The sequence below is a fragment of the Bradyrhizobium tunisiense genome, assembly GCF_042263385.1.
Taxonomy (GTDB): Bacteria; Pseudomonadota; Alphaproteobacteria; order Rhizobiales; family Xanthobacteraceae; genus Bradyrhizobium; species Bradyrhizobium tunisiense.
Map to the genome: position 1 here is coordinate 33,934 of NZ_JBHLEV010000015.1, position 20,082 is coordinate 54,015.

The 20,082-nt window shown below is 66.2% G+C and carries 19 protein-coding genes; 11 read left to right on the top strand and 8 right to left on the bottom strand.

Translation table 11 applies throughout. From position 1 onward, the window contains the following. Positions 1-6 precede the first annotated feature (6 nt). The gene (locus ACFDR6_RS35840) at positions 7-342 is read left to right on the top strand and encodes a hydroxyisourate hydrolase (RefSeq protein ID WP_317240160.1); all 336 of its coding nucleotides are present in this window, start codon (positions 7-9) and stop codon (positions 340-342) included. Here ACFDR6_RS35840 and ACFDR6_RS35845 read toward each other — a convergent pair whose 3' ends face one another. Genes ACFDR6_RS35845 through ACFDR6_RS35860 form a run of 4 tightly spaced genes read right to left on the bottom strand, consistent with a single transcriptional unit; the run spans position 343 to position 4,211 of the window. Next, complete coding sequence (locus ACFDR6_RS35845; protein ID WP_317240159.1) at positions 343-1,158, bottom strand: ABC transporter permease; 816 nt, start codon at positions 1,156-1,158, stop codon at positions 343-345. It lies immediately after the preceding gene. After that, entirely contained in the window at positions 1,158-2,021 is an 864-nt protein-coding gene (locus ACFDR6_RS35850) for an ABC transporter permease (protein ID WP_375861301.1), read from the bottom strand. The genes ACFDR6_RS35845 and ACFDR6_RS35850 overlap by 1 nt, the downstream gene beginning before the upstream one ends. Before the next feature lie 19 nt (positions 2,022-2,040). Beyond that, on the bottom strand, positions 2,041-3,087 hold the full coding sequence (locus ACFDR6_RS35855; protein WP_212092935.1) for an ABC transporter substrate-binding protein: 1,047 nt from the start codon (positions 3,085-3,087) through the stop codon (positions 2,041-2,043). 29 nt (positions 3,088-3,116) lie between these two features. Next, the gene (locus tag ACFDR6_RS35860; protein ID WP_317240157.1) at positions 3,117-4,211 is read right to left on the bottom strand and encodes an ABC transporter ATP-binding protein; all 1,095 of its coding nucleotides are present in this window, start codon (positions 4,209-4,211) and stop codon (positions 3,117-3,119) included. An 88-nt stretch (positions 4,212-4,299) separates the two neighbouring features. On the opposite strand from ACFDR6_RS35860, the gene ACFDR6_RS35865 reads away from it, so the two are divergent. Continuing rightward, entirely contained in the window at positions 4,300-5,691 is a 1,392-nt protein-coding gene (locus tag ACFDR6_RS35865) for an amidase (protein WP_375861303.1), read from the top strand. On the opposite strand, the gene ACFDR6_RS35870 is transcribed toward ACFDR6_RS35865, so the two are convergent. Together ACFDR6_RS35870 and ACFDR6_RS35875 are read right to left on the bottom strand one after the other, a co-directional pair. Then, positions 5,688-6,437, bottom strand: a complete 750-nt coding sequence (locus ACFDR6_RS35870; RefSeq protein ID WP_212092971.1) for an aspartate/glutamate racemase family protein — start codon at positions 6,435-6,437, stop codon at positions 5,688-5,690. The two genes, ACFDR6_RS35865 and ACFDR6_RS35870, sit on opposite strands and share 4 nt — an antisense overlap. A 2-nt stretch (positions 6,438-6,439) precedes the next feature. After that, the gene (locus ACFDR6_RS35875) at positions 6,440-7,147 is read right to left on the bottom strand and encodes a GntR family transcriptional regulator (RefSeq protein WP_375861304.1); all 708 of its coding nucleotides are present in this window, start codon (positions 7,145-7,147) and stop codon (positions 6,440-6,442) included. A 198-nt stretch (positions 7,148-7,345) separates the two neighbouring features. On the opposite strand from ACFDR6_RS35875, the gene ACFDR6_RS35880 reads away from it, so the two are divergent. Genes ACFDR6_RS35880 through hydA form a run of 5 tightly spaced genes read left to right on the top strand, consistent with a single transcriptional unit; the run spans position 7,346 to position 12,123 of the window. After that, positions 7,346-8,350 carry an ABC transporter substrate-binding protein gene (locus tag ACFDR6_RS35880; protein WP_375861306.1) on the top strand — a complete coding sequence of 335 codons (1,005 nt, stop codon included), beginning with the start codon at positions 7,346-7,348 and terminating at the stop codon, positions 8,348-8,350. Then, entirely contained in the window at positions 8,334-9,185 is an 852-nt protein-coding gene (locus tag ACFDR6_RS35885) for an ABC transporter permease (RefSeq protein ID WP_212092930.1), read from the top strand. Before ACFDR6_RS35880 ends, ACFDR6_RS35885 begins: the two co-directional genes overlap by 17 nt. Next, positions 9,185-9,961, top strand: a complete 777-nt coding sequence (locus tag ACFDR6_RS35890; protein WP_317240152.1) for an ABC transporter ATP-binding protein — start codon at positions 9,185-9,187, stop codon at positions 9,959-9,961. The genes ACFDR6_RS35885 and ACFDR6_RS35890 overlap by 1 nt, the downstream gene beginning before the upstream one ends. A 9-nt stretch (positions 9,962-9,970) precedes the next feature. After that, on the top strand, positions 9,971-10,702 hold the full coding sequence (locus ACFDR6_RS35895; RefSeq protein WP_375861307.1) for a maleate cis-trans isomerase family protein: 732 nt from the start codon (positions 9,971-9,973) through the stop codon (positions 10,700-10,702). 11 nt (positions 10,703-10,713) lie between these two features. Further along, positions 10,714-12,123 carry a dihydropyrimidinase gene (hydA, locus tag ACFDR6_RS35900; protein WP_375861308.1) on the top strand — a complete coding sequence of 470 codons (1,410 nt, stop codon included), beginning with the start codon at positions 10,714-10,716 and terminating at the stop codon, positions 12,121-12,123. A 46-nt stretch (positions 12,124-12,169) separates the two neighbouring features. On the opposite strand, the gene ACFDR6_RS35905 is transcribed toward hydA, so the two are convergent. Further along, a complete protein-coding gene (locus ACFDR6_RS35905) occupies positions 12,170-13,588 on the bottom strand; it encodes a cytosine permease (protein ID WP_375861309.1) in 1,419 nt (472 codons plus the stop codon). Positions 13,589-13,708: 120 nt separating this feature from the next. Further along, on the bottom strand, positions 13,709-14,203 hold the full coding sequence (locus tag ACFDR6_RS35910; RefSeq protein WP_317240148.1) for a MarR family winged helix-turn-helix transcriptional regulator: 495 nt from the start codon (positions 14,201-14,203) through the stop codon (positions 13,709-13,711). Positions 14,204-14,364: 161 nt separating this feature from the next. On the opposite strand from ACFDR6_RS35910, the gene ACFDR6_RS35915 reads away from it, so the two are divergent. The 4 genes from ACFDR6_RS35915 to ACFDR6_RS35930 are packed head-to-tail and all read left to right on the top strand — an operon-like array spanning position 14,365 to position 20,067. Further along, a complete protein-coding gene (locus ACFDR6_RS35915; protein WP_375861311.1) occupies positions 14,365-15,642 on the top strand; it encodes an amidohydrolase/deacetylase family metallohydrolase in 1,278 nt (425 codons plus the stop codon). Positions 15,643-15,650: 8 nt separating this feature from the next. After that, the gene (locus ACFDR6_RS35920; protein ID WP_375861313.1) at positions 15,651-18,044 is read left to right on the top strand and encodes a xanthine dehydrogenase family protein molybdopterin-binding subunit; all 2,394 of its coding nucleotides are present in this window, start codon (positions 15,651-15,653) and stop codon (positions 18,042-18,044) included. Then, the gene (locus tag ACFDR6_RS35925) at positions 18,041-18,877 is read left to right on the top strand and encodes an FAD binding domain-containing protein (protein ID WP_375861314.1); all 837 of its coding nucleotides are present in this window, start codon (positions 18,041-18,043) and stop codon (positions 18,875-18,877) included. Before ACFDR6_RS35920 ends, ACFDR6_RS35925 begins: the two co-directional genes overlap by 4 nt. Beyond that, a complete protein-coding gene (locus tag ACFDR6_RS35930; RefSeq protein WP_375861316.1) occupies positions 18,874-20,067 on the top strand; it encodes a xanthine dehydrogenase family Fe-S subunit in 1,194 nt (397 codons plus the stop codon). The genes ACFDR6_RS35925 and ACFDR6_RS35930 overlap by 4 nt, the downstream gene beginning before the upstream one ends. Positions 20,068-20,082 lie beyond the last annotated feature (15 nt).

Here is a 20,082-nt window from a genome sequence, read left to right on the forward strand (position 1 = left end):
AATTTGGTGGCAGGCGGCATTTCCATTCATGCGGTCGACGTGGCGAGCGGACGGCCCGCGCAGGGGCTGCGCGTCGAGATATGGCGGATCGATCCGGAGCAGCTGCGCCTCGCCGACGGACGGCTCGGCGGCAACGGCGCGCTCGATCATCCCATTGCGCAAGGCGAGGGCATCTCGGCAGGCGAGTACGAGGTGATGTTTCATCTCGGCGAGTTCTTCGGCGACAGCGACGGCTTCCTGACCGTGACGCCGTTTCGCTTTCGCATCAAGAACGTTGACGAGCATTTCCACCTGCCGCTGAAATTCACGCGCTGGGGCTATTCGCTGTTTCGGGGCGCCTGATCAGTTCGTCAGCCGCCGCGACAGGCCCGTCACGCGCTCCATGATCGCGACCAGCGCGACGGTCGCGATGATCAGCACGCCCGACAGCGCCGCGATGGTGACGTCGAGCTTGCCCTCGAGGTCCTGCCACATCCGGATCGGCAGCATGTCGGTTGCGGCATCGCGCAGGAACAGCGACACCGGCACGTTGTCGAAGGACGACATGAAGGCGATGAAGGCGCCTGCGATGATGCCCGGCCGGATCAGGGGCAGCACGATACGGCGGAACGTGTAGAGGCGGCTGGCGCCGAGCACTGCCGAGCTTTCGAGCAGGGTCGGCTCCAGTTGGGCGAGCGCCGCGACCGTGTTGCGTACGACATAGGGCACGCAGACCACGGTGTGGCCGATCACCAGCGTCAGCGGCGAGACCGGCAGGCCGACCAGCGAGAACAGCATCAGCGCGGCAAGGCCGAAGGCCAGCGCCGGCAGCACCAACGGCGACATGAAGAGGGAATCGAGCAGCCGTGCCGACAGCGTCCGCGACCGCGAGATCGCCAGCGCGGCCGTGACGCCGAGCACGACCGACAGGCTGGTTGCCCACAGCGCGACGATGAGGCTGTTCTTCGCCGCGAAGTGCAGCTGCCAGGCATTCCACAGCTCGACATACCATCGCAGCGAATAGCCGGGCGGGGGGAATCGCAGCGAGAATCCGCTGGTGAAGGAGACGATCAGCACCACGAGCGAGGGCGCGATGATGATGATCAGCGCGATCAGCGCGATCAGCGTCATCACGAGCTCGAAGCTGATCGCTTCCAGAGTGCGCTTGCGGCCGGCCATCACGCGCCTCCATAGCCGCGCGAGAGGCGGCCGAGCGTGGTGAAGACGGAGACGACCGCGAGCACGGCGAGCAGGAAGATGATCGAGATCGCGGACGCAAACGGCCAGTTCTGCAGTGTCGAGGCTTGCTGATACAGATACATCGGCATGAACAGCATCTGCCCGCCGCCGATCAGCGATTGCGTGATGAAGGCCGTGATGGCGGCCGCGTAGGTCAGCGTGCATCCGGCAATCACCCCGGGCAGCGACAGCGGCAGCACGACCCTGAAGAAAGTACGCCAGCTCCCGGCACCGAGCGAGCAGGAGGCGTCGTCGAGATTGGGATCGATCCGGCCGAGCGCGGTGATCAGCGGAAGCGTCATCAACGGCATCTGCACCTGCGCCAGCGCGATGACGACGCCGAACTGGGTGTAGAGCATTTTGAGCGGTGTATCGATCATGCCGAGCGACTGCAGCGTCGCATTGATGATGCCCTGGCGGCCCAGGATGACGATCCAGGCGAAGGTGCGGACCACGACGCTGGTCAGAAGCGGCAGCAGCACGATCAGGATGATGACGGTCTGGAGCTTTGGTCCGACCCGCTGGTAGAGCCACGCGACGGGAAAGCCGAGCACGAGGCACAAGGCCGTCACCTCGGCGCCGAGCAGCAGCGTCGAGCCGAGCACGCTGAGGCTGAAGGGGTCGGTGAGGAAGTGCAGGTATTGGCCGAGCCCCCAATGGAGCCCGGCCGTGTCGTTGTGCAGCGAGAGCCAGAGCAGTTGCAGCAGCGGCGCGACGAAGAACAGCAGGAAGAACAGCGCCAGCGGCGCTGCCAACCCCATTCCGTGGGATGTCACGTCGCGTGATGCCGGTGCTGCGCCCATCGCCGGATCCCCCGATATGCTAGATCTTGATCTCGCGGTTGAAGCGCTCGATCCAGGCCGAGCGCTGCTCGTTGATCTTCTTCCAGTCCTGGAACACGAATTTCTGCTTCAGCTCGGCGGTATCCTTGGCCAGCACGCGCGCGATCTCGCCGCCCATCGTCACCTTGGAATTGGTCGGCACGATCAGATAGGGCGGGTTCATCAGAATGGTCTGCACCTCCGGCGTCAGCGCAGCCTCGATCAGCTTGAAGGCAAGCTCGCGGTTCGGCGAGTTCTTGACGATGTGGATCGTGGTCTTGAAGGCGATGGCACCTTCCTTCGGCGCCACGAACTCGACCGGCACGCCGCGCGCTTTCAGGATCTGGATGGCGTTGAAGTTGCCGGGCGAGATGTCGATCTGGCCCTGCTGGAACAAGGTGGCGAGCGCACCGGGGTTGGCCGCGACCGCGGCGAGATTGGGCTTCAGCTCCTCCAGCGCCTTGAAGGCGGGATCGACATTGGCTTCCGAGCCGCCGCGCATCTTGGCGATCTCGACCAGCCAGCCGGTGCCGAGCGTGGAGTTGAGGTTGGTGATGCCGACGCGGCCCTTGAACTCGGGCTTCCAGAGATCGGCCCACGAGGTCGGTGGTGTCTTGACGGATTCCGGGTTGTAGGTGAGGCCGACCACCTGGAAGAACGGGGCGGGGCCCATCGGTTCCTGCGCCTCGGCGATCAGGTCCTTGTAATAGGTGCTCTTCTCGACCGGGTAGGGCTCGACGAGGTCCTGGCCGACCGCGACGAGGGCAGGACCCGGATCGTGCAGCATGACGTCGATCGGCGGATTGGCCTTGGCCGCGTTCACCTTCGCGATCTGGTCGACCGAAAGCATGGGGTCGAGCACCATCGCGGCATCGGCGTTGGCCTTCCGGAACGCCGGCACCAGCACGGCCTTGTGCGCTTCCTCCCAGCTCCCGGTGAAGGTCGCGAACACCAGCGGACGAGCTTGGGCAAAGCTCAGTCCGGGAAACGCCTTCATGGCGCCGAGTGTGAGTGCGGTCGTCATCAGGCTTCGGCGGTTCATGATCATGTCGAACTCCTTCTATACAAAGACTGGATTCAAAGTGTTGCAGGAAAGGCATTTGCGAGCGACGGGGCGAGCGGTGCGAGACGGACCGCAGCGCCGCTCTCCAGCGCACGCGTCTCGCCGATCCGCGCCTGGGAGACTTTTACGCCGGAGCCGTCGGCGGTGGTGACCTCGTGGACGACGGTGGCGCCGAGCGGCAGCGACATGCCGACGACGCCGGCAAAGCCGGCCTCGTCGCCGACGAATTGCAGATGTTCGGGGCGGATGCAGACGGTGACGCGGCCGCCTTCGGTGAGAGAGCCGGCCGCTGGCCGCGCGATGATCTCCGCGCCGGCGTCGAGGCGTACCTTGGCGGCGGTACGATCCGCCGACACGACGACGCCGGGCATGCGGTTGGTGGAGCCGACGAAGGTATTGACGAACAGGGTCTGTGGACGGTCGTAGACGTCGGATGGCGTGCCGAACTGCTCGAGCGTGCCGTGGCTGAGCACGGCGACGCGATCGGCCATCGACAGTGCTTCTTCCTGATCGTGCGTCACGATCAGGGTGGTGATGCCCGAGACGCGCTGCAGGCGCTTGATCTCGATCTGCATGTCGAGCCGCAGATTCTTGTCGAGCGCCGCAAACGGCTCGTCGAGCAGCAGGATCGACGGCTTGATCGCGAGCGCGCGGGCGAGCGCGACGCGCTGCTGCTGGCCGCCGGAGAGCTGCCGCGGCAGCCGCTCGGCCATCGCAGGCAATTGCACGAGCTCGAGCAGGCGCTGCGCCTCGCGCTGGCGCGTCGCCTTGTCGACGCCGCGCGCGGCGGGCCCGTAGGCGACATTCTCGATGACCGACAGATGCGGGAACAGCGCGTAGTTCTGGAATACGATGCCGACCGCGCGGCGGTTCGGTGGCAGCGTATCGACGATGTCGTCGCCGATGATGATGCGTCCCTGCGTCTGCGCGATGAAGCCGGCAATGATGCGCAGCAGCGTGGTCTTGCCGCAGCCGGACGGGCCGAGCAGGGCGATGATCTCGCCGCCCTTGATGTCGAGATTGATGTTCTCGACCGCGAGCGCGCCGCTCGGATAGCGGTGGGTGACCGCGTCCACGACGAGAGAACGTCCGCCTTGCGCTTCAGCCATGATGTTGCCTCCCGTTGCCCCAGAGGAGAAAGCAAGTCTCGTGCCCGGCGCAGTCGCTTTTTGCGGCGCGTTTTGGCATTGTAGTCCGATGACCTCGGTTCGATCGATTTGCGACCTCACCGCCACAGCCCTTGCGCGCGCCATTGCGAAGGGCGAGCTGTCCTCGCGTGACGCCGTCGAGGCGCATCTGGCGCGGATTGCACGCAAGGACGCGCAATTGGCGGCGTTCGTGACTGTTGATGCAGAAGGGGCCCGCCGTGCGGCGGACATCTGCGACGCGACGGCTGCGCCGACCGGCCCGCTGCATGGCGTGCCCGTCGCGATCAAGGACCTCACCGACACCGCGGGGCTTGCGACCACCTACGGATCGGTTCTGTTTCGCGATCACGTGCCGGCCGAGGACGATCTCGTGGTCGCGCGGCTGCGGCGCGCCGGCGCGATTATTCTCGGCAAGACCAACACGCCGGAATTCGGCTTCGGCGCGGTCTGCACCAATAAATTGTGCGGGCCGACGCGCAACCCGTTCCATCCTGTGCTGACCTCCGGCGGATCGTCCGGCGGCTCCGCCGTCGCCGTCGCAGCCGGTATGGTACCACTGGCGCATGGCACCGATTTTGGCGGCTCGGTGCGCACGCCTGCAAGCTTCTGCGACGTCGCCTCGATCCGTCCGACACCCGGCCGAATCCCGTCGCCGCGCCGTCCGCTCGGCTGGGACATGCTGGCCAGCCACGGCTTCCTCGCCCGCGATGTCGATGATCTCGAACTGGCGCTGTCGGTCTGCGCTGGTGGCGATGCGCAGGATCCGCTCTCGACTGGCGTCGCCGCGGACCATCGTCCCCTGGCTGGACGTTCCCGGATCGCAGTCACGCCTGATTTCGGTGTTGCGCCGGTTTCGCGCGACGTCCGCGCTCGTTTTGCCGATGCTTGCCAAGCGCTCGCGCGTGCTGGCGAGATCGTCTCGTCCTCGCCCGATTGCGGCGGGGCGATCGAAGCCTTCCGAACCCTTCGTGCCGCCCACATCGCCAACAGCTATGGTGAGCTGCTGAGAACGCGCCGCGGCGAGCTCACGCCCACCGTGATCTGGAATATCGAGGCGGGCGCCAAGCTCTCGGCGGAGGATTACCTCAACGCCGAGCGGCGGCGGACTGCGATCTACCGCAGCTTTCGCGAGTTGTTCGCGCGTGCCGATTTCCTGGTCGCGCCCGCGGCTTCGGTCTTCCCGTGGCCAAACGAGGTCAGCGATGTCACCGCGATCGATGGCGCGGCGCTGGAGACACCGATCGATTATCTCGCCGTCACCTTCATCGTGTCGCTGGTCGGTTTCGCGGTCCTGACCCTGCCGGTGCCGCGAGGGGAGAGCGAGCTGCCCTTCGGCATCCAGATCATCGCGCCGCCGGGGGGCGAGTCCCGCCTGTTTGCCTTCGGCCGTACCATCGAAAACGAACTGGGATTTTCGCATCGCCGGCCAAAGCTCCCCTAGCTGTCGCGATGCTCGAGCCGGGCGGCGAGCGCGCCGGCGAGTCCGATGGTGGGTTTTGCGGCGGGCCGGCGGTATGTGCCCGCCGTGGCCTTGCGCAGGCGCAAGGCCACCAACGCCTCGGCCTGCTTCACGGCGGCGACGACCTGGTCGACGATGGGAACGGGGATTCGATCGGCGACGCGTTCGGCAAGTCCCGAGAGCGGCGCCCCGGCAAAGATCAGCACGTCGGCCTCATCCTCGACGACGGCGCGCTGTGCGAGTTCGACCAGAAGGTCCTCCTTCTCCGTGCCGACCTCGGAGATCGCCTGGAACGGCGTGTCGAGCATGCGGATGCCGGCGCAGCGCTCGCGCAGCCCGTGGTCGCGGACGCATTCCTCGTACCAGGGCCCAAGCGCCTGCGCGAAAGTGACGATGGCGAAGCGCCGTCCGGCCATGCAGGCCGTCAGCATCGCGGCTTCCGCAAGGCCGATCACGGGAATGTCGAACGTCTCGCGTGCGGCGAACAGGCCGGGGTCGCCGAAGGCGGCGATGATCGCGGCATCGACCTTCCTGTGCTGCTCGGCCAGCATTTCCAGCGCGATCGCGCCCCCGATCTGCGCCTCGGTCCGCGTCGCGATATAGGGCACGCCGCGCGTCGCGGTGCAGGGGACGACCTCGGTGCCGGGCGCGGCGGCGCGCTGCCCGACATCGGTCATCAACTGGGTGACCCCCGCGCTGGTGTTGGGATTGAGCAGCAGCAGCTTCATGGTCACGCTGCCGTCAGCTTGGGTTTGGGAGCGAGCGTCTCGAGCAGCGCGGTGCCGGTCTGGCGGACATGGGCTCCGAGCAGGCGTCCTGCGGCTTCACTGTCGCGCGCTTCGAGGGCGGCGAGGATGCCGGCGTGCTCGTCGACCGAATTGCTCCAGCGCTTGTCGGCACCCAGTGCGAGATAGCGCGCGCGTTCGGCCCGGGAGATCAGCGTCTCGTGCGCTTCGCGCAGCGGCGTGTTGCGCGCCATGCGGACGATGGTGTTGTGGATCTCACCGTTGATGGCGAAGTACTCGTCGAGTTTGCCGTTGCGATGATGACCCTCCATGCGGGTCTGGAGCGTGCGCAGGCGGGCGAGGTCGCGATCGGTCGCGCGGACGGCGGCAAGCTCGGCGGCCAACCGCTCGATGCCGGCGAGGGCCTCGAACAATTCCGAGATGCTGTCAATTGCGATGTCGGCGATGCGCGGGCTGCGGTTCGGGCGGAGCTCGATCAATCCTTCGGCGGCAAGCACCTTCATCGCCTCGCGCAGCGGCGTGCGCGACACGCCGAGCTCTTTCGACAGCCTGGTCTCCTGCGTCTGCGATCCCGGCGGCAGCTCGCCGCGGATGATCATCGTCCGCATCCGCGCGGCAGCGCGCTCGTGCAGACCCATCCGCTTGAGTTTGGGCGACTTTCGACCCTTCGGGGTGTCCGACTTCTGCTGCACGCGCGCCTCGTTGCTTCGAGTTCATCCTAGCCGTTTCCGGCTCCTTGGCTTGCCGAAAATACCGACACATGTAGCTGAAAACAATGGCACAACGCGCAAATTGTATGCAGCATGCAAAAACCCTGTTGCGCCGCTGCGAAGCCCGACCGATGATCCTGCACGACGCGCGGATCTCGCGCCTTCGAAACGGAGTAAGCGATGCGGACGGGTTTGCGACTGGGCCTCGTGGTGATGGCGGCGATGTTCGGCGGAGGCGACCTGGCCATCGCGCAGACCGCGAAGATCAAGCTCGGCTTTGCCAAATGCGCGCATTGCCTGCCGATGTCGCTGATCCCGGGGCTGGCCAGGAATGTCGAGGTCGAGGCCACCGGCTTCAACTCCGGCAACGACGTGCTGACCGCCCTGGTGTCAAAGAGCATCGACGTCGCGCAGGTCACCTACCTCCATTACATCACCGCCCTCGACAAAGGCTTTGACGTCGTCGCCGTGTCCGGCCAGATCAACGGCGGCTCGGAATGCCTCTCCTCCGCGAAGCTGAACCTGCCGCCCGAAGACTGGGCCGTGTTCAAGGCGACCGCTCTCAAGGCGAAGAGCGGCGGTCAGCCGCTGAAGGTCGCGGCCTCGCGCGGCAACGCGCAGGACATCCACATGCGCGGCGCGTTCCTCAAGCAGGGCATCGACCCCAACAAGGACATCCAGTTCATCAACATTCCCAATCCCTCGGACCATCTGCCGGCCTTGCAGCGCGGTGAGGTCGACATGATCTGCTCGGTCGAGCCCTTCGCCTCGCAGATCAGGCTTGCGGGGGCCGGCAAGCACTTCGTGCTTCCTTACGATCAGGCCGCGGGAAATCTGACCAATTTGATCGTGACCCGTTCCGACGTGATCGCGAGCCAGCGCGCCGGCGTGCAGGCCGTCGTCAGCGCCGTGGTCGAGCTCGACAACAAGCTGATCGCCGACAAGGGACCGTGGATCGAGGTCATCAACAAGCTGACGGGCCTCGACAAGACGGTGGCGACGGAGGCGTTGAAAAATGCATCGCCCGATCCCGCCATCCATCGTTCGCAGACGCTCGCGATTGCCGCGATGATGCGCGATCTCAAATACATCTCGAAGGACGTCTCCGCGGAAGCCGAGAAGAACATGGACTATTCGTTCCTGGAAAAGGCCACCGCAAAGGTCAAGAATGACCTCGGTTACTGACGCCTCGCCGGCAAGGGGTGGGCTTCGGCTGACACGGGCGTTCCAGGGGCTCGAGCGCCTCGTCGTGCCTGGGTTGCTGATCGCGGGCTGGGAAGTCTTCGCGCGCAGCGGCATGCTTCCGCCCGCGCTGCTGCCGGCGCCGAGCGCGGTGCTGCATGCGCTCGGCGACTGGGTGTTCGGCTTCGACGAGACCACGCAGACCTATTCCGGCCATTGGCTGCGCGACGCGGTGGCCAGCGCCCTGCGCGTCTTCGGTGGCTTCGCACTGGCAAGCCTGCTCGGCATTCTCGCCGGTGTGGCGATCGGCTGGTCGCGCCTGTTCGAGAAGACGCTGGAGCCGACCCTGCAGATGCTGCGTCCGATCCCGCCGGTATCCTGGATCCCGCTCGCCATCATCTGGTTCGGCATCGCCGATAAACCGGCGATCTTCCTCGTTTTCCTCGGCGCCTTCTTTCCCGTGCTGATGAACAGCATCCACGGCGTCAAGACCGTGGACCACAATCTGGTTCGCGCCGGGGCGATGATGGGCGCCAACGGACGGCAGATGCTGACCGACATCGTGCTGCCGGCGGCGCTGCCCTCGATCTTCGCAGGTCTGCGCATCGCGGTCGGATCGGCCTGGATGCTGACGGTCACGGCCGAGATGGTCGCGGTGAAAAGCGGACTCGGTTACGTGCTGTGGGATTCCTATTACTTCCTGCGCTACGACATCGTGCTCGCGGCGATGATATCGATCGGGCTCCTTGGTTATCTCTCCGATCTCGGCCTCAAGGCGATCATGGCGCGCACGCTGCGCTGGCAGCAGACGACCACCGTGCAAGGCAGGGCGGGCTGATGGCGGCAATCGAGCTTCGCAACATCGTCAAGGTGTTTTCCGACAAGCGGCGCGGCCGTGACCTGCTCACGCTCGACAACATCGATCTCGACATCGAGGCCAATGATTTCGTCTGCCTGCTGGGCCCGTCCGGCTGCGGCAAGTCGACACTCCTGAACATCATCGCGGGCTTCGAGCAGGCGACCTCCGGCCGCACACTGGTCGATGGAGAGCAGGTGGAACGGCCCGGCTCGGATCGCGGCGTGGTGTTCCAGCAGCCGACCCTGATGCCGTGGCTGACGGCGATCGACAACATCGCCTTCCACCTCAAGCTCAAGGGCGTCGCCAAAGCCGAGCGCCACGAACGGGCCATGGAATTCATCGATCTCGTCGGCCTGCGCGGTTTCGAGCATCACCATCCTTCCGAGATGTCCGGAGGCATGAACCAGCGGGTCGGCATCGCCCGCGCGCTGCTGATGAACCCGAGCGTCATCCTGATGGACGAACCGTTCGCGGCGCTGGACGCCCAGACCAAGCTCGAAATGCAGGAGGAGCTTGTCGCGATCTGGCAGAAGCGCCGCTGCACCATCGTGTTCGTCACCCATAGCGTCGACGAGGCCCTGGTGCTCGGCAACAAGATCGTGGTGATGACCAAGCGGCCGGGCCGGATCCGCGAGGCCGTCAATTTCGACCTGCCGCGCCCGCGCGACATCACGAGCCCGGAATTCAACGACGCAAAGCGCCGCATCCTGTCCCTGATCCGGGAGGAGTCGACGCGCCTTGCGCAGGCGTCGTAAGGTAGAGACATGCGCAAGCGCCTCGGCATGATCACGCCGTCCTCCAACTCGGTGCTGGAGCCCGTCACCAATGCCATGCTGCATGACGTGGCCGATGTCACCGCGCATTTCTCGCGGTTTCGCGTCACGGAGATCGCGCTCGATGCTGCGGCGCTCAGTCAATTTGACGCCTTGGTGATGCTGCCGGCGGCGGATCTGCTGGCCGATGCCAGGGTCGACGCCATCGCCTGGAATGGCACCTCGGCGAGCTGGCTCGGGATCGGCCGCGACAGGAGCCTTTGCGAGGCGATCACGGCACGCACGGGCGCGCCGACGACGACGTCGACGCTCGCCTGCATCGAGGCGGCGCGCGCGCTCGGCGCCGGACGTGTCGGCCTCGTCTCACCCTATACGGATGACGTGCAGCGGCGCATCGCCGATGTCTGGGCGGAGGAGGGAATCACCCCGCATGCCGAGCGGCATCTTGGCCTGCGCGACAATTTCTCCTTCGGCGAGGTCACGCCTGCCACGATCGCGGACATGGTTCGCGCCGTGACGGCCGAGGGCGCCGACGCCGTCGTTATCCTCTGCACCAATCTCGACGGTGCTGCGCTTGCGGCCTCGCTGGAACGGGAGCTGGATATCGCCGTGCTCGACTCGGTCGCGGTCACGCTGTGGCGGACCCTCGGCCTTGCCGGCGGCGATGTCACGGCTCTTGCGCAGTGGGGCCGGATCTTCCAGACATCAGCGATCGTCAGGTAACGGAGGCTTCTGTGACGCAGCTCGATCTCGCCATTCGCGGCGGCACCATCGTGACGGCCAGCGACGAATTTCGCGCCGATATCGGCATTCGCGGCGGCCGTATCGTCGGCATCGCCGACAGCATCGAGGGCGCGGCGTGCGAGATCGACGCGACCGGCCTGCTGGCGCTGCCGGGCGGCATCGACAGCCATGTGCACATCTCCCAGCCGTCGGGTCCCGACGTGGTGATGGCGGACGATTTTGCCTCGGCGACGCGCGCGGCGGCGGCCGGCGGCAACACCATGGTGCTGCCCTTCGCGCTGCAGGAGAAAGGAACCTCGCTGCGAACCTGTGTCGAGAACTACCGCACGCTCGCCGAGGGCGAGTGCTACATCGACACGGCGTTCCATCTCATCATCTCCGATCCGACCGCGGTCGTGCTCGGGCAGGAGCTGCCGGCGCTGGTCAAGGACGGCTACACCTCGTTCAAGGTGTTCATGACCTATGACGACCTCGTGCTCAGCGACAAGCAGTTGCTCGAGGTGTTCGATGTCGCGCGCCGCGAGGAGGCGCTGGTCATGGTCCATTGCGAAGGCTACGACGCCATCCGCTTCCTCACCACCAGGCTGGAGCGTGAAGGCCATATCGCGCCCTATTATCACGGCGTGTCGCGGCCCCAGGCGGTCGAGCGCGAGGCGACGCATCGTGCCATCAGCCATGCCGAGGTGATCGGCGTTCCCATCATGATCGTCCACGTCTCCGGACGCGAGGCGATGGAGCAGGTGCGCTGGGCCCAGCAGCGCGGGTTGCCGGTGCATGCGGAGACCTGTCCGCAATACATCACGCTCACGGCCGACGACATGAAGGGCCTGAACATGGACATTTCAGGCGCGAAGTATGTCTGCTCGCCGCCGCCGCGGGATGCCGAGAGCCAGCAGGCGATCTGGGAAGGCATCACATCAGGCGTGTTCCAGACCTTCTCGTCCGACCACTGTCCGTTCCGCTACGACGACCCCAAGGGCAAGCTGACGCCGAATGCGCGCACCTCGTTCCGCTGGGTGCCGAACGGCATCCCCGGGGTCGAGACGCGGCTGCCGATCCTGTTCTCCGAGGGGGTGTCGAAGGGACGGATCAGCTTGCAGAAGTTCGTCGAGCTGACCGCGACCAACCATGCGCGGATCTATGGCCTCTATCCGCGCAAGGGCTCGATCGGAATCGGCTTCGATGCCGACATCGTGCTGTGGGATCCGAAGCTGAAGAAGCCGATCCGGCAGGCCGACCTGCACCACGGCGCGGACTATACGCCGTGGGAGGGGCTCGAGATCACGGGATGGCCGGTGACGACCATCGCCCGCGGGCGGGTCGTGTGTGACCAGGGGCGGATCGTCGGCGCGAAGGGTGCCGGCGAAGTACTCAGCCGGGGCAAGTCCAGTCTGATCTGATCTTGCGTGCGACCTGGCCGCGCGGCCAGGCCGTTGCTGTCTGCCGCTACCTGCCCGTGCTGCTCGCAACGATCGAGGAAGGCGATGTGACGAGCTTGCTCAGCCCAAGATAGACGAGGCCCGAGACCCCGATCCCGAACAGCCAGCTCAGGTCGGCGCCGCCGAGCAGGTTGATCGAGATCGGCCCCTGCAGCGCGCTGACGAGACCGTCCTGCACCAGCCATCCGGCGACGAGGCCGGCGAAGAACGCGATCATGCCGGCCCAGTTGATGTCGCCATAGGCGCTGGTCTGCGGCGAGCGGTAGAGCTCGGCGACGTCGATCCTGCCCTTGCGCTTGATGAAGAAGTCGGCGAGCACCACGCCGGCCCACGGGCTCATCCACAACAAGAGGCTGATCATCCAATGGTCGAACGCCTTCGCGAACGACGGCGCGAAGATGAAGTAGAGGGTGCCCAGATAGCCGGCGACGCCGACGATGATGGTGAGCCAGAAGCGCGAGAGTTTCAGCCCCGCACTCAGCGCCGCCAGCGTCGCCGAGTAGACGTTGAGGATGTTGGTGGCGATCGGGCCATGCAGCACCATCAGGAGAACGAGGATGCTGACGGGACCGCCGAACACCGCGCTGACCATCTTCGCGGGATCGGTGTCCAGCGTCGTCGAGGCGATGGTCGCGCCGAGAATGCCGAGCCAGACCGTCGGCACGAACATGCCGACATAGCTGTACCAGAACACGGCTTTCGACGGCGTCGAGCGCGGCACGAAGCGCGAATAGTCGGAGGCCCAGGTGACCCAGGAAATCCCCCAGCCGACGCCGATTGCAGTCATCAGCATCGTCAGCATCGCCAGATGCGCGCCGGGCGGCAGCGAGGTGGTCAGGCCCCAATTGACGACGCCGGGCCGCGTCCACGCGAGGACGCTCATCAGCACCATGATAGCGATGGTCGGCGGCACCGTGTACTTCTCGAAGGTGCGGATCGCATAGAAGCCGTAGATCCCGATCAGCACCTGCACCATCATCACCAGTGTGATGACGATCATCTCGACCAGCCAGGTGTCGGGAACACCGAACTGGCCGAGGATGCCCATCGAGACCTTGACCGGGAAGTAGGTGTTGACGCCGATCCAGCCCAGCGTCATCAGGAACATCAGGATGCTCGGCAGCCGGGCGCCGCGGACTCCGAACGCGGATCGGCTCAGCACCATCTGGTTGACGCCGGTCCTGTGCCCCATCACCGTGAATGTTGCGAAGATCGCGCAGCCGACGATGTTGCCGAGCACGATGACGGCGATGGTTTCCATCAGGCCGAGTTTCAGGATGATGCCGAGCGCGCCGAGCGCCCAGTTGACCGGCGCGATGTTGGCGCCGGCCCAGATCCACATCTGCTGCGGCCCCGTCGAGTCCCGGTCCGCATCCGGGATTGGCTCGATGCTATGAAGATCGGCGCGAAGTTCGGAATCCGTCATGACATCCCCCAATAGGAAGTACACTTCGCATTCTCGCAGCATAAATCGTGCCATTGCACGACCGGGCAGCGGTACGATGATAAATTGAGCAGTCGATCTCAAGCGGGCAGCAAGTGCCGCTCAATCGAATAGGGCAGCAGAACTGTCGCGACTCGGGTTGCCGGCCACGATGCGTTGCATCATTTCGATGAAGAGCGCCTGTTCCCGTTCGCTCAGATCACCGAGCGTGGCACGATGCGCCCGTCGTGCCGCACCTTCGATCTTGACCAGCAGGGCGGCGCCAGCCGGTGTCAATCGGCACAATCGCGCCCGCCGGTCGTCCTTGTTGACCGCACGCTCGACCAGGTGTCGCGCGGCGAGCCGCTTCAAGGCGCCGGTCGTCGTGGTGCGATCGAGGGCAATATCGGCCGCCAAAGTGGTCTGATCGGCGGTTTCGCGCACCGCCAGCGCCGATAGCAGGCTGTATTGCAGCGGCGTGACCTCGAAGGCACCGCAGGCGTCCTGAAACAGCGCGACGTGAATCTGATGCAGTCGCCGGATCAGATAGCCGGGACGTTGCGACAATGGCCAAGGGCGGTGCTTGCTCCCGCCGCGACGCTTCTGCGCTTGCCGCAATGCACGCTCTCCCAAACCAAAACTCCGTCGCGCTTAGCTCGATTCGAGTGCGCCCGCCACCGCCTGATCATGGCACGATGCTTGCTTTTGTCAAAATACGAAGCATGCTTCGCAATTTGAGCGTCGGGGTCGACCGCTCGTGCCGAATAGAGGAGAGCCGCATGTCCGTCACTGCCAGCTTTGACCTTCTGCTGCGAGGCGGCCGCGTGATCTGTCCGGCCTCGGGCGTGGACGGCATCAGGGACGTCGCCATCCGCAACGGCAAGATCGCGGCGGTCACATCCGACATCCTGCCGACCAGCTCGAAGGAGGTCGTCGACGTCAGCGGCAAGCTCGTGTTGCCCGGACTGATCGACACCCACGCGCATGTCTATCAATATGTCTCCGGCCGCTTCGGCATGAACCCCGACATGGTCGGCGTGCAGTCGGGCGTGACGACGCTGGTCGACCAGGGCGGCCCGTCCTGCATGACGTTGCCCGGCTTTCGTCACTTCAGCGCGGAGCCGTCGATCTCGCGCGTCTATGCGTTCCTTTCCGCCTATCTCGTCGGCGGCCTCGAGGGGCATTTCTATCCGCAGCTTTATAGCCCCGATGGCGTCGACATCGATGCGACCGTGAAAGCGGCGACGGCCAATCTCGACATCGTGCGCGGTATCAAGGCCCACGCCGAGATCGGCGGCTTCGCGCGCTGGGGCATTCGCGTCATCGAGATGGCGGCGGAGATCGGCAAGCGGGCGGACCTGCCGGTCTACGTGCATTTCGGCCAGCTCTGGGGCCTGCCCGAGAGCGGCGCCAATGGCGAGGATGCCGACACCATCCTCACCCGCGTGATCCCGCTGCTGCGCGAGGGCGACATCCTCGCCCATCCCTTCACGCGCCATCCCGGCGGTTTCGTCAACCGCGAAGGCGAGGTGCATCCGGTGATCCGGGCCGCGCTCGACCGCGGCCTGAAAGTCGATGTCGGCCATGGCAGCCATTTCTCCTATCGGCTTGCCAAGAAGGCGATCGCCGCCGGAATCGTTCCGACGACGCTCGGCGCCGACATCCATGGCTACAACACCCATGTGCCGGCTCCGGCCGGGACGCCCGACCAGCACGAGGACGAGGAGAACCATCCCTTCGCGGGCCAGGCCAAGTTCAGTCTGGTCCAGGCGATGAGCTCGATGATGGCGCTCGGCCTGTCGCTGGAGCAGGTGGTCCCGATGGTCACCTCCAATCCCGCCAGGATGCTCGGCCGCAGCGGGGAGATCGGCGCGCTCAAGGTCGGCATGGACGCCGACGTGTCCGTGCTCAACGAGAGGAACGGCCGCTTCGTCCTCAAGGACAACGAGAAGAACGAGGTGATCGCCGAACGTCTGCTTCAGCCGGCGTTCTGCCTGCGCGCCGGTAGCCGCTTTGACGCGGTTGCGCCGATCCTGCCACAGGCCGTCGCGGCGTAAGTCTCGCGGTGAAGGAGAAAGCCGGCGTGCGCAACGAGCGAGAATTCCCCTCTGGCAAGTTCGGGCAGGGCGTGGGGGCGCGGCTGCCGCGCAAGGAAGACGACCGCCTGATGCGCGGCCGCGGCCAGTTCGTCGCCGACATCCGCCTCGCAGGTCTTCAGGACGTCGCCTTCGTGCGCAGCCCGCTGGCGCATGCGCGAATCCGGGGCATTCGTGTGCCCGAACGCTATCGCGGCAGCGTCTTTACGGCCGCCGACCTCGTCGGCATCAAGCCGATCCGCGCCGTCTCGGGATTGCCGGGTTTCAAGATCTCCGAGCAGCCGGTGCTCGCGACCGGAAAGGTGCGCCAGGTCGGCGAGCTCGTTGCGATGTGTGTCGCTCCGACGCGCGCCGAGGCCGAGGATATCGCCGCATCGGTGATCCTCGATCTGGAAGAGCTGCCCGCCGTCTACGACATGCTGAAGGCGCGCGAGCCGGGCTCGGCCCTGGTGCACGAGCATTGGGGCGACAACGTCTTTCTGGAGACCAATTACGAGGTCGACATCTCCGCCGCGCTCGATGCGCCGATCAAGGTGACGCGCGAGATCTCGACCGCGCGACAATGCATGTCGCCGCTGGAAGGCCGCGGCGTCGTTGCGACCTTCGACCCGCGGCTCGACCAGCTCACGCTGCATTCGGCGGCGCAGATGCCGCACATCACGCGCAGCGGCCTTGCCGAATGTCTCGGCCTGGAGGAAGGGCAGATCCGCGTCATCTCGCCCGATGTCGGCGGCGGCTTTGGCCACAAGGGCATTCTGCTGCCCGAAGAGGTCTGCCTGTCCTGGCTGACGATGCAACGCGGCCATCCGGTGCGCTGGACCGAGGACCGCCGCGAACACCTCGTCGCCAGCTCCAACTGCCGCGAGCATCATTACAGGATCACGCTCTACGCCGATCGCGACGGGACGTTGCGCGGCATCGATTGCGAGGCGACCGTGGATTCCGGCGCCTACTCGTCCTATCCGTTTTCGGCGTGTCTGGAAGCTGCGCAGGTCGCAAGCATCCTGCCCGGTCCGTACAAGATGCCGGCTTATCGCTGCCGCACCTTCTCGGTCGCCACCAACAAATGCCCGATCCTGCCGTATCGCGGTGTGGCGCGCACCGGCGTCTGTTTTGCCCTGGAGTTGATGCTCGACCTCGTGGCGGCGGAGGCCGGCTTGGAGCCCGGCGAGGTGCGGCTGCGCAACCTGGTCCAGCCGGAGCAGATGCCGTTCGACAACATCACGAAAAAACATTTCGACAGCGGCGATTATCCGCAGGCGATGCGGCGTGCGCTGGCCGCGATCGACGTCGAATCCATTCGCGCGAAGCAGGCGCAGGGCGAGGCCGACGGCCGCCGGATCGGCGTCGGCGTCTCCATCTATTGCGAGCAGGCCGCGCACGGCACTTCGGTCTATTCCGGCTGGGGCATCCCGATGGTGCCCGGCCATGAACAGGCTTCCGCACGCTTGACGCCGGACGGCGGCCTCGAATTGCGCGTCGGCGTGCATTCGCACGGGCAGGGCATGGAGACGACGCTTGCCCAGGTCGCGCATGAGATGCTTGGCATCGACGTTGCAAGAATCCGCATCATTCTCGGCGATACCGCGATGACGCCCTATTCGACGGGCACCTGGGGCTCGCGCTCGATGGTGATGGCCGGCGGCGCGGTGGCGACGGCCTGCCGCGAGCTCGGCGAACGCGCCAGGCGCATCGGCGCAAAGCTGTTGCAGCACGATCCGGCCTCGGTGGTGTTGCAGAACGGCGAGGTGCGCGGCGTCAATGGCAGCGTTAGCCTGAGGGCGATCGCCCACACCTGGTATCGCCGCCCGCAGGATCTTCCTGTTGATGTCGATCCCGGTGGGCTGGAGGTGACGCAAGGCTACAAGCCCGTGCGGGACAGCGGAACCTTCAGCTATGCCGCGCATGCGGTCGTCGTCGCCGTCGACCCTGATATCGGCGAAGTCGAGATCCTCGACTATGTGATCGTCGAGGACGGCGGCGTGCTGGTCAACCCGCTCGTCGTCGACGGCCAGATCTATGGCGGTCTCGCTCAGGGCATCGGCACCGCACTGTACGAGGAAATGCCGTTCGACGCGTCGGGCCAGCCGCTGGCGACGACGCTTGCCGACTATCTGCTTCCCGGCGCGACCGAGGTTCCTGCAGCCCGCCTCGATCACATGGAGACGCCGTCGCCCTATACGCAGTTCGGCGTCAAGGGCATCGGCGAAGGCGGGGCGATCGCGCCGCCGGCCGCGATTGCCAATGCCGTCAACGATGCGCTCCGCCCGCTCGGCGTCGAGCTGATGCAGTCGCCGATCACGCCGCATCGCGTCGTCACGGCCGTGCTGGCCGCGCGCGCTGCAGAACGGAGCGCGGCATGAAACCGGCGCCCTTCGCCTACGAACGCCCACGAGATCTCGACACGGCGCTGTCGATGCTCGCCGCGACCGGCGGGGCGGCAAAAATCATCGCCGGCGGTCAGTCGCTCGGCCCGATGCTCAATCTACGGCTGGTGCAGCCGGAGCTGGTGGTCGACATCTCCGGCCTTGCCGAACTCAAGCAGGCCGAGCTCTCCGGTGGGGAGCTCGTGCTCGGGGCCCTGGTGACGCATGCCGATATCGAGGACGGCCGCACGTCCGACGTGACACGCGGCGCCATGCGCGGTGTTGCTGCGAACATCGCCTATCGCGCGGTGCGCAATCGCGGCACGGTCGGCGGCTCGCTGAGCCACGCCGATCCCGCCGCCGACTGGATTTCGGCACTGGCTGCCCTGGGCGCGCGGGTAGGGCTGCGCAGCCTTGCCGGGGCGCGCGCGATGGCCATCGAAGCGTTCGTCGTCGGTGCGTTGGAATCGGCTCTCCACACCGGCGAGATCGTCGAAGCGATCCATGTGCCGGCGCGGGCGGCCTCCGCGCATTGGGGTTATGCCAAGAGCTGCCGCAAGACCGGCGAGTTCGCCCATGCCATCGGCGCGGCGCTGGTCGATCCGGCCGCCGCCTCCGCCCGCATCGTGATCGGGGCGATCGACGCGGCGCCGATCGTCGTGACCGACGCGGCCGAGCTGTTCGGCGGGCGCATTGCCGCGGACTACAAGCAGCGTTTCGACATCCGCGTTGCCGACGCTCTTCTCGTCAAGGCCGGTATCGACGACGCCGCGCAGCGCCACATCCATCTCAGCGTGTTGAAGCGCGCCGTGCAGGAGGCCGCGGCATGACCACGATCGCGCTCAATGTCAATCGGCGCGCGGTGGAGCTGCCGGCCGAGCCGCGTACCAGCCTCGCCGATTTCGTGCGCGACAAGCTCGACCTGACCGGTACGCATCTCGGCTGCGAGCACGGCGTCTGCGGCGCCTGCACCGTGCTGCTCGACGGCGTGCCGGCGCGCTCCTGCATCACCTATGCGGTGGCCTGCGAAGGCGCCGATATCACCACGATCGAAGGACTTGACGAGGACGAGGTTACGACCGAGCTGCGCGCCGCCTTTAGCCGCGAGCATGCGCTGCAATGCGGCTATTGCACGCCGGGAATGCTGGTCTCCGCGCGCGACCTGGTACTGCGCTTGCCGGATGCCGACGAACGACGGATTCGCGTCGGCCTCAGCGGCAACCTCTGCCGCTGCACCGGCTATGTCGGCATCGTGCGGGCGGTGCAGTCCGTCATCGAAGCCCGGCGCGCGCGCAACATTGCGCCGCAGGCCGATGGGGGCCGGACCATCCTCGGTCCCGCCGGTTCCGGGCGCGCCGCGCCCAGCCGAACCGAGCCGTCGCGGCAGCCGACCCGCCAGGCGTTGGCACCGACATCGGATAATGCCGCTCGGGGCATCATTCCCGACTTCACCCCGGCGACTGTTCTTGATCAACACTTCACGCTGTCGCACGCGCCGGAAAGAGTGTTCGCGATGTTCGATGAGATCGAAGGCATCGCAGCCTGCCTTCCCGGCGTGACGTTGACGGCACGACCCACGCCGGAGCGTGCCGAAGGTGCCATCCGCGTCAGGCTCGGGCCGATCGCGGCGGCCTTCGAGGGAGCTGCGCGCGTCGAGCGCGACCCGGCGACGCTCACGGGGAGAATCGTCGGCATCGGCAGCGACCAGCGCAGCCATTCGGCGACGCAAGGCGAGATCCGTTATCGGCTGCTGCCGCTCGACGGCGGCGCGGCGACCCGCGTCGAATTGTCGATCGGCTACACGCTCACGGGACTACTGGCGCAGGTCGGCCGTCCCGGCCTGGTGAGGGATCTCGCCCGGCGCCTGGTTGCGGAGTTCGCCAACAATCTCGACCGCAACATGTCGGGCGTGCCCTCCGGGACGGCGACCCCGGCCGAACTGAGCGGCTGGTCGATCGTCTCTGACGTCCTGCGCGCCCGCATCGCGCGCCTGTTCGGTCGCAAAGCCGAGCCGGGATGACGGATCGGTGCGTCG

What these genes read in the sequence shown, in the direction of transcription:
- ACFDR6_RS35845 (WP_317240159.1), bottom strand. Translation starts at nt 1,158, where the DNA reads ATGGCCGGCCGCAAGCGCACTCTGGAAGCGATCAGCTTCGAGCTCGTG.
- ACFDR6_RS35850 (WP_375861301.1), bottom strand. Translation starts at nt 2,021, where the DNA reads ATGGGCGCAGCACCGGCATCACGCGACGTGACATCCCACGGAATGGGG.
- ACFDR6_RS35855 (WP_212092935.1), bottom strand. Translation starts at nt 3,087, where the DNA reads ATGATCATGAACCGCCGAAGCCTGATGACGACCGCACTCACACTCGGC.
- ACFDR6_RS35860 (WP_317240157.1), bottom strand. Translation starts at nt 4,211, where the DNA reads ATGGCTGAAGCGCAAGGCGGACGTTCTCTCGTCGTGGACGCGGTCACC.
- ACFDR6_RS35865 (WP_375861303.1), top strand. Translation starts at nt 4,300, where the DNA reads ATGACCTCGGTTCGATCGATTTGCGACCTCACCGCCACAGCCCTTGCG.
- ACFDR6_RS35870 (WP_212092971.1), bottom strand. Translation starts at nt 6,437, where the DNA reads ATGAAGCTGCTGCTGCTCAATCCCAACACCAGCGCGGGGGTCACCCAG.
- ACFDR6_RS35880 (WP_375861306.1), top strand. Translation starts at nt 7,346, where the DNA reads ATGCGGACGGGTTTGCGACTGGGCCTCGTGGTGATGGCGGCGATGTTC.
- ACFDR6_RS35885 (WP_212092930.1), top strand. Translation starts at nt 8,334, where the DNA reads ATGACCTCGGTTACTGACGCCTCGCCGGCAAGGGGTGGGCTTCGGCTG.
- ACFDR6_RS35890 (WP_317240152.1), top strand. Translation starts at nt 9,185, where the DNA reads ATGGCGGCAATCGAGCTTCGCAACATCGTCAAGGTGTTTTCCGACAAG.
- ACFDR6_RS35895 (WP_375861307.1), top strand. Translation starts at nt 9,971, where the DNA reads ATGCGCAAGCGCCTCGGCATGATCACGCCGTCCTCCAACTCGGTGCTG.
- ACFDR6_RS35905 (WP_375861309.1), bottom strand. Translation starts at nt 13,588, where the DNA reads ATGACGGATTCCGAACTTCGCGCCGATCTTCATAGCATCGAGCCAATC.
- ACFDR6_RS35915 (WP_375861311.1), top strand. Translation starts at nt 14,365, where the DNA reads ATGTCCGTCACTGCCAGCTTTGACCTTCTGCTGCGAGGCGGCCGCGTG.
- ACFDR6_RS35925 (WP_375861314.1), top strand. Translation starts at nt 18,041, where the DNA reads ATGAAACCGGCGCCCTTCGCCTACGAACGCCCACGAGATCTCGACACG.
- ACFDR6_RS35930 (WP_375861316.1), top strand. Translation starts at nt 18,874, where the DNA reads ATGACCACGATCGCGCTCAATGTCAATCGGCGCGCGGTGGAGCTGCCG.